The sequence below is a fragment of the Sphaerisporangium sp. NPDC049003 genome (assembly GCF_043197795.1).
Lineage (GTDB): Bacteria > Actinomycetota > Actinomycetes > Streptosporangiales > Streptosporangiaceae > Sphaerisporangium.
The window spans coordinates 65,179-78,847 of record NZ_JBICTU010000022.1 but is presented as its reverse complement, the minus strand read 5'-3'; the positions used below and the strand labels follow the sequence as shown (position 1 = coordinate 78,847).

Sequence of the window (13,669 nt, the reverse complement as noted above, 5' to 3'; positions counted from 1 at the left end):
TATCGCTGAGGCTAGGGGCAAAGTAGGGCGTACCAGCCCAAATGATCTCGGACAAGGTGCTCTATTAGGGAGAAGGCGGTCAGTCCTTCCGGCCTCGCGGAAAGGCCTCAGGATTCACATTCGTTTTGCGGGCCTGTGAGGTCGGGCAACCAGTCCTGCCACGGCGTGCGAGGCATTAGCCTTGCGTTCGTGAGTCTGCGCCTATATGACACCAGCACCCGTGCGGTCCGCGACTTCGTCCCCATCCACCCGGGCCGGGTCTCGATCTACCTGTGCGGCGCCACTGTCCAGGCTCCACCGCATATCGGGCACATCCGCTCAGGTGTCAACTTCGACGTCCTGCGCCGATGGCTGATGCGGTCCGACTACGACGTGTCGTTCTGCCGCAACGTGACCGACCTCGACGACAAGATCATCCGAGTCGCGGGTGAAGAGGGCGTGCCGTGGTTCGTCGTCGCCGAGCGCAACCAGCGGGCGTTCACGTGGGCGTATGACATGCTCGGCTGCCTGCCGCCCACGGTCGAGCCGAGGGCGATGGGCCACATCCCCGAGATGATCGAGCTGATCCACCGGCTGATCGACAAGGGCCACGCGTACGCCACGGGCGGCGACGTCTACTTCGACGTCATGTCCTACGCCGAGCGTTACGGCAGGCTCTCCAACCAGCGTCCCGAGAACATGCGCGCGGCGGCCGACACCGACACCGACTCGGCCAAGCGCGACGCCCGTGACTTCGCGCTGTGGAAGGGCGCCAAGCCCGGCGAGCCGACCTGGGCGACCCCGTGGGGCCCCGGCCGTCCCGGCTGGCACCTTGAGTGCTCCGCCATGGCCACCAAGTACCTCGGCGAGACCTTCGACATCCATGGCGGCGGTGTCGACCTGATCTTCCCGCACCACGAGAACGAGGTCGCCCAGTCGCAGGCGGCCGGTGACGGCTTCGCGCGCTACTGGCTGCACAACGGCATGCTCAAGATCGGCGCCGAGAAGATGAGCAAGTCCCTCGGCAACTCCCTGCTGGTCCCGGCGATGCTGGGCAAGGTCCGCGCCGTCGAGCTCCGCTACTACCTGGTGGCCGCCCACTACCGTTCCTCGATCGACTACTCCGACGAGGCGCTGGCCGAGGCCGCCACCGGCTACCAGCGCATCGAGGGCTTCGTCACCCGGGCCGCCGAGGTGATCCACGACGTCGACGCGGCGGCGCCGCTGCCGCAGGCGTTCGTGGACGCCATGGACGACGACCTCGGGGTGCCGCAGGCGCTCGCCGTGGTCCACGAGGTCGTCCGCGAGGGCAACGTCGCCCTCGCCCACGGCAACAAGGAGCAGGTCGCACGACTTCTCGCCGAGACCCAGAACATGCTCGACGTGCTCGGTCTCGACCCCCGGGCACCGCAGTGGCGCGAGGGAAGGGCCGACAGCGGCCTCCGTGACACGGTGGACGCCCTGGTCAAGGTGGCTCTGGAGCAGCGTCAGGCCGCCCGCGCCCGCAAGGACTACGCCGCGGCCGACGCGATCCGCGACCAGCTCGCCGCGGCGGGCGTGATGGTCGAAGACACCCCCCAGGGCGCTCGATGGGAATTGGCCCGCTGATCGCGCCGGTAGGCTGGGACCATGGCTGGTGTGGGTAAGGGGTCCGGTAGGCCCGCGAAGAAGAAGGGCCCCACACGGGGCACCGGTGGGCAGGGCCGGTCCGCTCTTCAAGGAAGAGGAGCGACCCCGCCTGCCCACGAGCGCCACTGGTTCAAGGACAAGAAGCGCAGCGCCGCTCAGGGCGCTCCGGGCTCGGGGCCGCGCACCCCTGACAAGCAGCCCGCCCGGCCGAGCCGCGGGGGCAAGCGCGACGACGCTCCCGAGGTGATCGGCGGCCGCAATCCCGTGGTCGAGGCCCTGCGTGCCGAGGTGCCCGCCAACGTCCTGTACGTGGCGCAGCGCGTCGAGAGCGACGACCGCGTCCGCGATGCGATCAAGATGGCCGCCAACCGGGGCATCGCCCTGCTTGAGGTCAGCCGCGACAAGCTCGACAGGCTCACGGAGGGCACGGTCCACCAGGGCCTCGCGCTCCAGCTCCCGCCCTACGAGTACGCCCACCCGGAGGACCTCGTCGAGCGGGCACGCGACGCGGCCGAGGTGCCGCTGATCATCGCGCTCGACAGCGTCACCGACCCGCGCAACCTCGGAGCCATCGCGCGCTCCGCCACGGCCTTCGGGGCCCACGGCATCCTCGTGCCGGCGCGCCGCTCGGCCGGGGTCACCGCCGGTGCCTGGAAGACCTCTGCCGGCACCCTGGCCCACCTGCCCGTGGCCAGGGCCGCGAACCTCACGAGCACGCTCCGCGAATACCGCGAGCAGGGTCTGTTCGTCGTCGGCCTCGACGGCGGGGGCTCCACCGACATCGGCGACGTCGAGCTGGCCACCGAGCCTCTGGTCGTCGTGGTCGGCTCCGAGGGCAAGGGCCTGTCCCGCCTCGTCCGCGAGGCCTGCGACGTGGTGGCACGCATCCCCATGAACGCCGCCGCCGAGTCCCTCAACGCCGGCATAGCCGCAGGCATCGCCCTCTACGAGGTAGCCCGCCTCCGCCGCCGCCGCTGACCCCCCCCCAGCCGGCCGACCCCACCCCAGCCGGCCGACCCGGTACCGATGATCGGTGACGGTGCCCACGCCCTACGACTAAACTCGTAGGGCACCACACGCCGACGTAGCTCAATCGGCAGAGCAACGGTCTTGTAAACCGTAGGTCAGGGGTTCGATTCCCCTCGTCGGCTCCCAGCCCAAAGGCCCCTTGCGATCATCACAAGGGGCCTTTTGCTAACAGGTTGCTAACAGCGGCTATGCGGCGGCGTCCTTGACGACGGTCGCGAAGATGTCCGCCGCCGTCGCCATTTGCTCATTGATCACGTGCGCGTACACCCGAAGGGTGATCGTGGGGTCGGCGTGACCGAGCCGAGCGGCGACCACATGGACCGGAACGCCGGCCAGCAGGAGCGTCGTCGCGTGGACGTGCCGTAGGTCGTGCGGCCTCGCATGGGGGAGCGGCTTCTTCGGTCTGGGGCGGTCCTTGGGTGCGTTGTAGGCGGCGATGAGCTTCGGGACCAACGAGGTGACGGTGTCCGGGTAGATCGGCTCACCCCAGCCGGTCGTGAACACGTAGTCGTCCGTGCCCTTCCACTCCTCGCCAGCCACCAGCTTCTCGCCGGCTTGCCGGGCGCGATGCTCCCGGAGGACCTGTACCGTCTCCTCGTCCAGGCTCACCACACGCGACCGGCCGCTCTTGGTGGTGCCTTCCACCCGCTCCCCGTCGATCACGAACGAGCTGCCCTTGATCCGGACTTCCGGTACGTCGAGGTCGATCATGGTCCACGGCGACGGCCGCCGCTGAGCCGGGGCTCGCACCACCGGGACGAAGAGAGTCCACGGAGCGTTGACTTTGTCGCAAGCTATGACGCACCGGGCGCGATGCTGTCTCGCAGGGCCGCCCATCTGATCCAGCCCGGCTGGCAAGCCGTGCTCGGCCGGCCGTACGCCGTCTTCGTGGCCGCCACGTTCGCCGGTGCGATGGTGCTGGCCGGGAGCGCCCTGGCCGTTCCCGACCCCACCGTTCGGCAGCTGGCCGTCGTCCTGCTGATCGGCCTGCTCGGCGGGACGGCCATCAGCGCCATGCAGCTGCGCCACCTGCTGCGGCGCCCGGTGGTGGCGGAGGACGAGGAGTCGCTGACCGCCGACGTCATCATGCGCGTCGAGGACGCCCGCGAGCTCACCACGCCGAGCGTGCAGTGGACGCTGCCCATGGTGCTGTTGTTCGGCACCGCGCCCGGCTGGTGGAGCGCCGCCGCGGTCGCCTACCTGCTCCTGGGCGTGGGCGCGACCATCGCGCTCCAAGCCAGGACGCCGTCGAGCGCGCCGGTGGCCCGGCGGGTCATGCGCGTCCGATGATCGTCATCGACGCGGCCTCGCCGGTGCCGCTGTTCGAGCAGCTACGGGCCCAGCTCGCCCGGCAGATCCAGGACCGCACGCTGGCCGTGGGCGTCCGGCTGCCGACCATCCGCCACCTCGCGGCCGACCTCGGCCTGGCCGTCAACACGGTCGGCCGGGCCTACCGGGAGCTGGAGGAGGCGGGGCTGATCGAGACGCGCGGGCGGGCGGGCTCGTTCGTGTCGTCCGCCGGCGAGGAGGGCCGGGAGCGGGCCCGCCGGGCCGCCGCCGACTACGCCGCCGTGATCGCCAGCGTCGGCATCGAGACCGGCGAGGCGATCCGCATCGTCCAGGCGGCGCTGACCTCCGGCGCGGCAACACCGGCCTCGTCATGACCGCGACCCGGCCGCGGGGGTCACGTCGCCGGGCGCACGACGCCGGCGTAGCGGCCGATCAGGCGGCGTCCGAGCCGCCGCATCGGCTGCTCCAGAAATCCCGCACCGACTCCACGGTGATCTCGATCTCGGTGTGGGTCATGCGGAGCAACAGTAGCCGGATGGCGGCCGCCCATTCCGGTTGCCAGAGAGGGAACTGGCTCGTGAAAGGCGTGGGCGTCTGACCGATCGATCCACCAGGGTGGCGGCTCGCCGTAGCCATAGGAGTGTGGGGCCGGAACAGTGGACGGCGGCAATTCCGCCCGCGTCGGCCTGCTGACACCACCGACCGTTCCGTTGTCGATCAAGCCTCGTGACCTGCTGAGCGCGGTCGAATCACGGGTGGCGGTGGCGACCAGGCCGTTCGAACGATGGCGGACGTCATCTCCACCAGCCGCCAGGCGCACGGGAATTCCCATGGAATCGGTTCCCAGCCGACTGTTCCTTTCGAAAAGGAGCATCAGTGCGATTAAGTCCGCGATCAATTCTGACATTGTTCATCGCCGCGGCGACAGTGGTCACCGTGGCGGCAGGCCGCGCGAGGTCCTGGACCGGTACGACCTGATCGGCTTCGATCCGCGAGGGGTCGGCCACAGCATCCCGGTCACCTGTGGCCTCGATCTCATGAGGCAGCTCACGCTGTTGCTGCCCTACCCGGCGCCGGACGGCGGCATCGAGCGCAACGTCGCCTTCGCACGGGACACCGCGGCCGCATGCGCCGAGCACTCCGGTGATCTGCTTCCGTTCGTCACCACGGCCAACACGGTTTGCGCCGACGAGGCGATGAACTCCTTCCTCGCCACCGGGGCACCTGCCCGGGCGGGTCCGCTTCTGCCCGGCTCCGTCACCGGCCGAGGCCGTCGCCCGCTCCGCGCCCTTGCCGTACATACCTTCTGCGGGGCCGCTTCACGACTATCTATGTAAAACAGGTAGGTTATGGTTTATTTCCTCTTCCGGGAACATACGTTGGAGTCATGAGCTGAAAGGTCGCGGATGAGCAGGTATGAGGTGGATGTCGTCGTCGTGGGCGGCGGGGGGATGGGGTCGGCGGCCGCGTGGCGGCTGGCCGGTCGCGGGGTCGACGTGGTGCTTCTGGAGCGGTTCGAGGCGGGGCACGTGCGCGGAGCCTCGCATGGAGCGTCCCGGATCTTCCGCGTCTCTTACACCGAGCCCACCTACATCAGGCTCGCCCAGGAGGCCGAAGGGTTGTGGCGGGAGCTTGAGGCCGCATCAGGCGTCTCCCTGCTCACGACCACCGGAGGAGTCGACCACGGGCGGACGGCGGACCTCGGGCTGCTGGCCGAGGCGGTCGAGGCGGCGGGTGCGCCGGGGGAGTGGCTCGCCCCCGAGGAGGCCGCCGAGCGCTGGCCCGGCCTGCGGTATGACGGCAAGGTGCTCTTTCATCCGGCGGGCGGGCGGCTGCACGCGGACGACGCCCTGTCGGCGCTCCAGGCGCAGGCGGCCCGGCTGGGCGCCGTCGTCCGCCACGAGACGCCGGTCACCTCGATCGTGGTACGCGGCGACGACGCCGTCGAGGTGGTTGCGGGGGAGGACGTGTACCACGCGAAGCGAGTCGTCGTCGCGGCCGGGGCGTGGGCGGAGAAGCTGCTCGGCGGGCTCGTGCCGCTGCCGCCGCTGCGCGTCACACAGGAGCAGCCGGCGTACTTCGCCCCGTTGCGCGACGACGTGGCCTGGCCCAATTTCGTGCACCACCTCGACGGCGAGTCGCTGGAGGCCATGGGGTTCCCGAGCGGGGTCTACGGCCTCGGGACGCCCGGCGAGGGCGTCAAGGCCGGGTTCCACGGCACGGGCCCGGTGGTCGACCCCGACGACCGCGACTTCCAGCCGGAGCCCGCCCAGTTGCGCGCCCTGCGCGAGTACGCCCGCGCATGGCTGCCCGGTGTCGACGCGGACGCCCTCACCCCGATCAGCTGCACCTACACCACGACGCCGACCTCTGACTTCGTCCTGGACCGAGTTGGTCCCGTCGTCGTGGCGGCGGGCTTCTCCGGGCACGGGTTCAAGTTCGTTCCGGCGGTCGGACGGATCCTCGCCGACCTCGCCCTCACGGGCGAGCGGCCCGACGCGCGCTTCGCGCTGAACCGCCCGCCCGCCGCCGCACCCTAAGAAGTCGCTCGTCCGGACCGCTCTGTCACCACGTCGGCGTGGGCAGGGCGAGGTGCTCGCGGAGCGTCGTTCCTTCGTACGCGGTGCGGTAGGCGCCGCGCTCCTGCAACTGCGGCACCAGCTTGTCGACGATGTCCTCCAGCGACGACGGGATCAGGTGCGGGGTGATGTTGAAACCGTCGACCGCGCGGGTGCGGACATAGTGCACCCACTCGTCGGCGATCTGCGATGGCGTGCCCACGAATGAACGGTGTCGCGGCGCGACGCGGCGTACGAGCTGCACGATCGACAGGTTCTCCGCCGCGGCCAGCTCGCGCCACCGGGCGATGAGCGCGAGCTTGCCGGTGCGCATCTCGATCGGGATCGTGCCGCGCGACGGATCCAGCTCCGCCTCGCCGGGCTCGATGTCGGGCAGCGGGCCGTGCGGGTCGTAGGCGGACAGGTCGGTGTCCCAGTACTGCTCAAGGAACGCGATCGCCCGCGGTGGCGAGATCTGCTCGTCGTGTACCCACTCCGCGCGCTCCCGGGCCTCCTCGGGCGTGTCGCCGAGGATGACGGAGGCGCCGGGCAGGATCCGCAGCGAGTCCGGCGAGCGGCCGTGGCGCGCCAACCTGGCTCGCAGGTCGGCGGCGTAGGCGACGGCCTTGTCGTACTCGGTGTTGGCGGAGAACACGACGTCGGCGTGACGCGCCGCGAGCTCGCGCCCGCCGCCGGAGTCGCCGGCCTGGAACAGCACCGGACGGCCCTGCCGGCTGGCCGGCACGGTGGCGCGTGCGCGCAGCCGTACCAGGTCGGTATCCCGCTCGACGTCGCGGATCGCTCCGGGCCGCGCCCAGGACTTGGCCTCGTCCGATTCGGCGACGGCGTCCTGCTCCCAGGAGGCCCACAGGGCCTTCGCGGCCTCGACGAACTGTGTGGCCCGCTCGTAGCGCCTCTCGTGCGCGAGCCAGCCGCCATGGCGGAAGTTGGCGCCGGTCCAGGCGTTGTCGGTGGTGACGATGTTCCAGCCGCCCCGCCCGCCGGACAGCAGGTCGAGGCTGGCCAGGCGGCGGGCGAGATCGGCGGGGAAGTTGTACGTGGTGTTCTGCGTGGCGACCAGCCCGATGCGCTCGGTGACGGCGGCCAGCGCGGACAGTTGCGTGATCGCGTCTGGACGTCCGGCGACGTCCAGGTCGTAGACGCGGCCGCGGTTCTCGCGTAGGCGCAGACCCTCGCCGAGGAAGAAGGCGTCGAAGAGCCCTCGCTCCAGTAGTCGCGCCACCTGCACGAAGGTCTCGATGGCGACGTGCGACGCGGTCGTCGGGCGGGTCCAGATGACCTGGGGGCCGACTCCGGTGTAGAACACGCCGAGGTGTACCTGGGCGTTCGGGTCGTACGGGGCGCCGGTCGAAGCCGGCGAACTCGTGGCGGTCAAGGTCGTGTCACCTCACGCGGTTGTGCTCGCCGAGGCGGCGAAGCGGTCCAGGGGCGAAGCGGTTCACGGGGTGCAGCGGTTCAGCGGGCGCAGCGGTTCAGGGGGCGAAGCGGAGGGAGAAGGGGTGCAGCGGTTCAGGGGGCGAAGGTGTTGAGGGGGCGGGGCAGGCCCAGCGTGGAGCGCAGCGTGGCGCCAGGCTCGGGCGCTCGGTACAGGCCGGCCGCCGCGAGCGCCGGCAGCACCTGATCGGCGAGCACCGGCAGGTCGGCGGCGAGCGCCGCCGGGTGCAGGCGCACCCCGTCGACGACCGGCGCGAGTGATCGGAGCAGCTCCACGAGCCCGCTCGCCGGCCCGGCGTATCGCAGCCGTCCCGAGTCCGGCCATGGGGTGGCCTGATCCAGGTCGGCGAGCCGCCGCCCCCCAGGCTCGTCGGCGTCCAGCACGACCTCGACCTCGGCGAAGGCGAGCACGCCGTGGTTCCTGACCCGCTCGGCCCGTCGGGTGAGCGCGTCGGCGTCGGGCTCGCCGACGAGCACGATGTCGGCGTGAGCGTCGATCTCCAGCTCGGCGGGGGCGAGCACGACGACCTGTCCCTGCGGCGGGCGCGGGGTGATGAGCGGTCCGGTCACCGAGAAGGCGGCCCCGGTGAAGCTCACGTGGTGAACGCGGCCGGGGTCGAGGTAGCGGCCGGTGGCGACGTCCCTGATCACCGCGTCGTCCTGCCACGAGTCCCACAGCCGGCGCGCGACGTCGACGACGTCGGCGGCCTCGCGCCGCGCGGCATCGTCGGACAGCGCGCTCGCCCCGATCGTCGCGAGATCATCGCTGTCGTGCGCCGCGCCGACCACCCAGCCCGCGCGGCCCCGGCTGGCATGATCGAGGCTCGCCAGCTGGGTGGCGAGGTGGAACGGCTCGGTCGTGGTCACGTGCAGCGTGGGCGCCAGCCCGATCCGATCGGTCAGCGGCGCGGCGAACGCGGCCCGGGTGCCCGCCTCCAGCCGTCCGGCCGCGTCCAGCCCGCGGCTCGGTGGCACGGGCGCGTCGGCGAAGGTCGCCAGGGTGAAGCCCGCGGCCTCCGCGGCGCCGACGGCAGCGCGTAGCGCGGCGGCGGTCAGAACGTCTCCAGGTGGACGGCCTGTAACGCGCCAGGCGGCCGGGTGGGCGCCATCCCCGTCCAGGTCGACAGCCAGCAACAGGGTGCGGTGGTCGCTCATCGGTCGGCTCTCCCCTCTCTCGTACGGCCCGGAGGCATGCCGGGCCAAGCTCTCCTTCGGCCCGAAGGCACGCCGGAGCAATTAGCCACATTATTGGTAGGAATGCCATAGAAAGCCAGTTTGTTCCCGCCTCGCGTCCGGAGCCCTCGCCATGTGGCTATCCGGGGTGCCGGGAGATGGAGGACCCGGCCGTCCGTGCGTCCCCAAGAACGAGACGGACAACGCGAAGGAGGCATCGGCGGTCAAGTCGTCGCCGGGCGCGATCCCCGGCGCCTGGAGTCGCTCCCTGGCCCGGGTCGAACACGCCTGGACGGCCCCCACCGAACGGGGCCGTCGCGTCGTGCTCACCACCTCCGCCCAGTCACGCCCGCATACATCCAGCAGACGTCCGGCCCGGCCTGGACCCCGACGCGAACGGAAGCGACCGATCAGCCAGTCAGCTCTCGCCTCCACCAACCGCGTCAGGGTCGCCGTCGCAGGATGGTGAAAGGGGATCGGGGTGGGTGGAACGTTCGGCCAGGGGGAGACGGACGACGAAGCGGGCACCGCCGAGCGCGGAGTCCCCCACCTCGATCGTGCCGGTATGGGCGCTGATGATGTCGCGGGCGATCGTGAGGCCGAGGCCGGTGCCGCCGCGGTCGCGGGAACGGGCCTCGTCCAGCCGGATGAACCGGTCGAAGATCCGTTGCCGGTCTTCATCGGCGACCCCGCGCCCGTCGTCGGCGACGGTGAGCGTGGCGGTGTCCGCGTTGCTGCCCAGCTCGATCCGCACCTTGAGGCGGGCGTGCCGCTGGGCGTTGTCGAGCAGCTCGGCGATCATCCGGGTGATCTTGATGGGAGCCGCGTCGACGACGACCCCCGGCTCCAGCCGCAGTTCGACCTCGTGCCGGTCCACCCGCTTGTAGACCTGCTCCTGGACCAGCTTGGTGAGGTCGACCGGTTCCCGGTCGGTGGTCAGCGTGCACGCCTCCAGTTGGGCCAGGACGAAGAGGTCGCTGACGATCGCCTGCAGCCGGTCCACACTGCTGAGCGCCTGCGCAAGGAGGCTGTCGAGGTCGGTGTCGTCGGGATTCCGCCGTGCCTCCTCAAGTTGTACGCGGAGCCCGGCTAGGGGGGTGCGCAGCTCATGGGAGGCGTCGGCCGCGAATCGCCGCTGCCTGCGGATTTCCTGGTTGAGCTTGGCCCGCATGCTGGTCACGCTGTCTTCCAGCTTGTCCAGTTCGTCTATGCATTCGCGCAAGTCGGTCATTTGTTGCATCTCCTGCCTTCAACCCACTCTGGCTGAAGCAGGGGCTCCATTCTCCCCTCGGCACCCAAGGCCAGAGCAAACCGAACCAAACGCGTGACAGATTTCGGCAGCCGGTGACCGGGCCTTTGCGGCGGGGGGCGGAATGGAGGGGTCAGCGTTACATCACGGACCCGAACTGAGAAGGGCCGGGGAGCGGCCGGCGCGGGTTCGAGTCGTGTCCAGCCGCTCCCCGCTGGTCAGGCGGGCGGCAGGCCGTACAGTCCGCCGAGCATCGGGGGAAGGTCGCCCTCGTGGACCACCGTCAGCCGCCTGGTGGCACGGGTGATCGCCACATACAGGTCCTGGCCGCCCTTGGGCGACTGGGCCAGGATCTCGTCCGGGGCCACGACCACCACGGAGTCGAACTCCAGGCCCTTCGACTGGGTGACCGTCAGGACCACAGAAGGCGAGTCCAGAGCGTTCGCCGTCAGCGCGGACGCCGCGTCCGGCAGCAGGCCGGCGATCTCCCGGTGCCGGTCGTCAGGGGTCAGGACCGCCAGCCGGCCCTCCCCGATCTCGGCCAGCTCGGACGCGACCAGCTCGGGGAGCGCCGTGGGAAGCCCGGGACGGGGCACGCGCAGGGCACGGGGCGGGGACTCCCCGTCACGTACCGAGATCGGGAGCTCCTGGTCCGGCGCCACCGCCTTGAGCACGTCGGCGGCGACCTCCATGATCTCGGCCGGGGTCCGGTAGTTGACCAGGAGCCGTGCCTCCCGCCAGCGGCCCTTCACGTAGGGGTCGAGCATCTGGGCCCACGACCGCGCGCCCGCCGCCGACCCCGTCTGGGCCACGTCCCCCACCACGGTCAGTGAGCGCGTGGGGATGCGGCGCATGACCATACGCCAGGCCATCGCCGACAGCTCCTGCGCCTCGTCCACGATGACGTGCCCGTACACCCACGTACGGTCTCGCGCGGCCCTCTCGGCGGTCGTCAGGTCGGGGTCGTCCGAGTAGTGCCGCTCGGCGAGGGCGCGGGCGTCGAACATCTCCATCTCGCCTGCTCCGGTGATCTCCAGAACGCCGCGCGCGTAGACCTCCTCGGCGCGGCGCACCCGGCGGGCGGCCCGCTCCGCCGCCTTGGCGGCCGAGTTATCCTCGCCCAGGAGCTCGGCGGCCTCGTCGAGCAGGGGTACGTCCTCCGTCGTCCACGCCGCGTCCACCGGGCGCACCAGCGCCTCCAGCTCCTCCGGCCGCAGCACCACGCGCGGCTCCCCGCCGACGCCGTCCCCGGTGGAGCCGGGGCCGTCACCGGGGGAGGGGATGGAGGCGGCCGAGCGCAGGGCTTCGGGGTCGGCGAGCAGCTCCGACACCAGCCGTTCCGGCGTGAGCAGCGGCCACAGGTCGTCCAGCGCCTGACGTACGGAGGCCGTGCGCCACAGCCCCGCCCGCGCGTGGCGCAGGTCGTCCTCGTCGAGCTCCCGGTCGAGCTGACGCGCCTCGTCGAGCGCGAGCGCCGTCAGCGCCGTGTCGATGAACAGCTTGCGCGCCACATTGTGCGGGTTGCGCACCGCCCGCGCCCGGTCGCGGGCACGTACGCAGGTGGCGTGGTCCATGTGCAGGGCCATCCGCTCGACCACGACCTCGACCCCGTTCCTGCGCGAGGTCCTGACGGCGATCATGACCTCCAGGTCGCCGTCGGGCACCCGCTGGCGGTCCCGTACGGCCCCCTTGATCACTTCTGCCATCCGCGGGTCGCCCTTGACCGTCGCCGTCTCGGGCCCGTCGGCCGAGGTGGCCCGTACGCCCGGGAACAGCTCGCCCACGGTGGTCAGCACGACGTCGGTCTCGCCGAGGGACGGCAGCACGTGGCCGATGTACCGCAGGAACATGGTGTTCGGGCCGACGACCAGCACGCCCCGCCGCTGGAGCGTCTCGCGGTGCGCGTAGAGCAGGTACGCCGCCCGGTGCAGGGCGGCGACGGTCTTGCCCGTGCCCGGCCCTCCCTGGACGACGAGCGCCCCTGGCAGGCCGGAACGGATGACCTGGTCCTGCTCGGTCTGGATCGTGGCCACCACGTCGCCCATCCGGCCCGTACGGCCGCGTCGCAGCGAGGACATCAGCGCGGCCTCGCCGACCAGCGTGCGGCGGTCGGGCTCGCTCATCCGCCCGAGGTCGAACACCTCGTCGTCGAGGTCCACGACCGTACGGCCGCGGGTGTGCAGGTGGCGGCGGCGCACCAGCGACTCGGGGTCGCTGGGCGTCGCGGTGTAGAACGCGCGGGCCGCCGGCGCGCGCCAGTCGATGAGGACCAGCTCGTTGCCCGCGTCGCGCAGGCCGACGCGGCCTATGTAGTAAGTGTCCCCGTCGGTGTCGTCGATCCGGCCGAAGCACAGTCCGCGTTCCACCCCCGAGAGCTGCGCGACGCGCCGCGCGTGCTCGTGGGAGGCCACGTCGCGCTCGAAGCGGGCCTGGTGCGTGCCGCCCGGCGCGCCGCGCCCGTGCTCCTCGCTCAGTGACGTCGCGGCGCGCTCGCGTACGGTGTCGAGACGGTCGTACAGCATCGAGACGTATGCTTGCTCGGCGCGCAGGGCTTCCGCGCGGGCGGTTTCGGATGCACGATGCTCCATCGGTGTGGTATACTCCTAACGGGCAGTGCTGCACGGCCATGATTAAGTTGTACCGAACAGTTGAGCGTACCAGCTTTCGCCGCCCGCTCACGCTTACCGATCGGTACGGGCCGTGACAGACCACGCGTAGTCGCGATCACCCCCCTGAAACGATCAACCTCGAAACGATCAACCCCTGAAGCGGCAATCCCTGAAACGCCGCTTCCGGATCAGGTCGTCTGCAGGACCGCCGCCACCGATTCCTCCGCGGTCGGGTGGGTCTCGAAGTGGTGGTCGAGATTGGTGATCGTGAGGAGCCTGGAGATCATCCCGGGAACCACCACCAGTGCCAGCCTCCCGCCCATCTCGCGGACCGTGTTGTACGTACGGACCAGTAGACCGAGGCCGAGAGAGTCGCAGAACGTGGTCCGGGTGAGGTCGAGCACCAGGCACGGCGGGCGTCTGGCCCCGACCACTCCGTCGAGCTCGGCGCGGAGCAGAGGGACCGCGTGCATGTCGAGCTCGCCGGAGATCTCGACGATCGTGCACGCTTCCTCGTGCCTCAGACGAATGCCCAGTCCTGTCTCACCTGCCAGGTAAGCCATGCCGTCACCTCCGTTGCGCACTCGTTACCCTGACAAAAAGGCAATAAGCCCACATAGCCAAATAAGCAGGTAGGGCGGCCGTCGTGAAGGCGTTGATTTGGGCTTCGTGGCGCGGGTCGGCGGTTACATAATGAA

General features: G+C 70.8%; 12 protein-coding genes and 1 tRNA gene. 7 read left to right on the top strand and 6 right to left on the bottom strand.

Translation table 11 applies throughout. From position 1 onward, the window contains the following. Nucleotides 1-189: 189 nt before the first annotated feature. The 3 genes from cysS to ACGFIV_RS23890 all read left to right on the top strand — a co-directional run bounded on the left by cysS (nt 190) and on the right by ACGFIV_RS23890 (nt 2,759). Nucleotides 190-1,587 carry a cysteine--tRNA ligase gene (cysS, locus tag ACGFIV_RS23900; RefSeq protein WP_358545850.1) on the top strand — a complete coding sequence of 466 codons (1,398 nt, stop codon included), beginning with the start codon at nt 190-192 and terminating at the stop codon, nt 1,585-1,587. A gap of 21 nt (nt 1,588-1,608) precedes the next feature. Continuing rightward, complete coding sequence (gene rlmB / locus ACGFIV_RS23895; RefSeq protein ID WP_392837732.1) at nt 1,609-2,586, top strand: 23S rRNA (guanosine(2251)-2'-O)-methyltransferase RlmB; 978 nt, start codon at nt 1,609-1,611, stop codon at nt 2,584-2,586. A gap of 100 nt (nt 2,587-2,686) precedes the next feature. Then, nucleotides 2,687-2,759 (top strand) — tRNA-Thr (locus tag ACGFIV_RS23890). A gap of 64 nt (nt 2,760-2,823) precedes the next feature. On the opposite strand, the gene ACGFIV_RS23885 is transcribed toward ACGFIV_RS23890, so the two are convergent. Further along, the gene (locus ACGFIV_RS23885; RefSeq protein WP_392837730.1) at nt 2,824-3,390 is read right to left on the bottom strand and encodes a tyrosine-type recombinase/integrase; all 567 of its coding nucleotides are present in this window, start codon (nt 3,388-3,390) and stop codon (nt 2,824-2,826) included. A 60-nt stretch (nt 3,391-3,450) separates the two neighbouring features. On the opposite strand from ACGFIV_RS23885, the gene ACGFIV_RS23880 reads away from it, so the two are divergent. From ACGFIV_RS23880 to ACGFIV_RS23865, 4 genes are all read left to right on the top strand, one after another. After that, nucleotides 3,451-3,927, top strand: coding sequence for a hypothetical protein (locus tag ACGFIV_RS23880; RefSeq protein WP_392837728.1), 477 nt, complete (start codon nt 3,451-3,453; stop codon nt 3,925-3,927). Then, complete coding sequence (locus tag ACGFIV_RS23875; protein WP_392837726.1) at nt 3,924-4,301, top strand: GntR family transcriptional regulator; 378 nt, start codon at nt 3,924-3,926, stop codon at nt 4,299-4,301. Before ACGFIV_RS23880 ends, ACGFIV_RS23875 begins: the two co-directional genes overlap by 4 nt. 282 nt (nt 4,302-4,583) lie before the next feature. Next, complete coding sequence (locus ACGFIV_RS23870; RefSeq protein ID WP_392837724.1) at nt 4,584-5,264, top strand: hypothetical protein; 681 nt, start codon at nt 4,584-4,586, stop codon at nt 5,262-5,264. 69 nt (nt 5,265-5,333) lie between these two features. Next, entirely contained in the window at nt 5,334-6,467 is a 1,134-nt protein-coding gene (locus ACGFIV_RS23865) for an FAD-dependent oxidoreductase (protein WP_392837722.1), read from the top strand. A gap of 25 nt (nt 6,468-6,492) precedes the next feature. Here ACGFIV_RS23865 and ACGFIV_RS23860 read toward each other — a convergent pair whose 3' ends face one another. The 5 genes from ACGFIV_RS23860 to ACGFIV_RS23840 form a co-directional block, all read right to left on the bottom strand. Then, nucleotides 6,493-7,881: an NtaA/DmoA family FMN-dependent monooxygenase gene (locus tag ACGFIV_RS23860; protein WP_392837720.1), complete on the bottom strand. Its 1,389-nt coding sequence runs from the start codon at nt 7,879-7,881 to the stop codon at nt 6,493-6,495. Nucleotides 7,882-8,015: 134 nt separating this feature from the next. After that, a complete protein-coding gene (locus tag ACGFIV_RS23855) occupies nt 8,016-9,095 on the bottom strand; it encodes an LLM class flavin-dependent oxidoreductase (protein WP_392837719.1) in 1,080 nt (359 codons plus the stop codon). 436 nt (nt 9,096-9,531) lie between these two features. Then, nucleotides 9,532-10,344, bottom strand: coding sequence for a sensor histidine kinase (locus ACGFIV_RS23850; protein ID WP_392837717.1), 813 nt, complete (start codon nt 10,342-10,344; stop codon nt 9,532-9,534). A 236-nt stretch (nt 10,345-10,580) separates the two neighbouring features. Next, nucleotides 10,581-12,950: a HelD family protein gene (locus ACGFIV_RS23845; protein ID WP_392837715.1), complete on the bottom strand. Its 2,370-nt coding sequence runs from the start codon at nt 12,948-12,950 to the stop codon at nt 10,581-10,583. A gap of 209 nt (nt 12,951-13,159) precedes the next feature. Further along, complete coding sequence (locus ACGFIV_RS23840; protein ID WP_358545879.1) at nt 13,160-13,534, bottom strand: STAS domain-containing protein; 375 nt, start codon at nt 13,532-13,534, stop codon at nt 13,160-13,162. Nucleotides 13,535-13,669: the final 135 nt, after the last annotated feature.

Excerpts from the sequence above, each read along its gene's own strand:
- ACGFIV_RS23840 (WP_358545879.1), bottom strand. The coding sequence starts at position 13,534 with ATGGCTTACCTGGCAGGTGAGACAGGACTGGGCATTCGTCTGAGGCAC.
- ACGFIV_RS23850 (WP_392837717.1), bottom strand. The coding sequence starts at position 10,344 with ATGACCGACTTGCGCGAATGCATAGACGAACTGGACAAGCTGGAAGAC.
- ACGFIV_RS23880 (WP_392837728.1), top strand. The coding sequence starts at position 3,451 with ATGCTGTCTCGCAGGGCCGCCCATCTGATCCAGCCCGGCTGGCAAGCC.
- ACGFIV_RS23875 (WP_392837726.1), top strand. The coding sequence starts at position 3,924 with ATGATCGTCATCGACGCGGCCTCGCCGGTGCCGCTGTTCGAGCAGCTA.
- ACGFIV_RS23855 (WP_392837719.1), bottom strand. The coding sequence starts at position 9,095 with ATGAGCGACCACCGCACCCTGTTGCTGGCTGTCGACCTGGACGGGGAT.
- rlmB (WP_392837732.1), top strand. The coding sequence starts at position 1,609 with ATGGCTGGTGTGGGTAAGGGGTCCGGTAGGCCCGCGAAGAAGAAGGGC.
- ACGFIV_RS23845 (WP_392837715.1), bottom strand. The coding sequence starts at position 12,950 with ATGGAGCATCGTGCATCCGAAACCGCCCGCGCGGAAGCCCTGCGCGCC.
- ACGFIV_RS23865 (WP_392837722.1), top strand. The coding sequence starts at position 5,334 with ATGAGCAGGTATGAGGTGGATGTCGTCGTCGTGGGCGGCGGGGGGATG.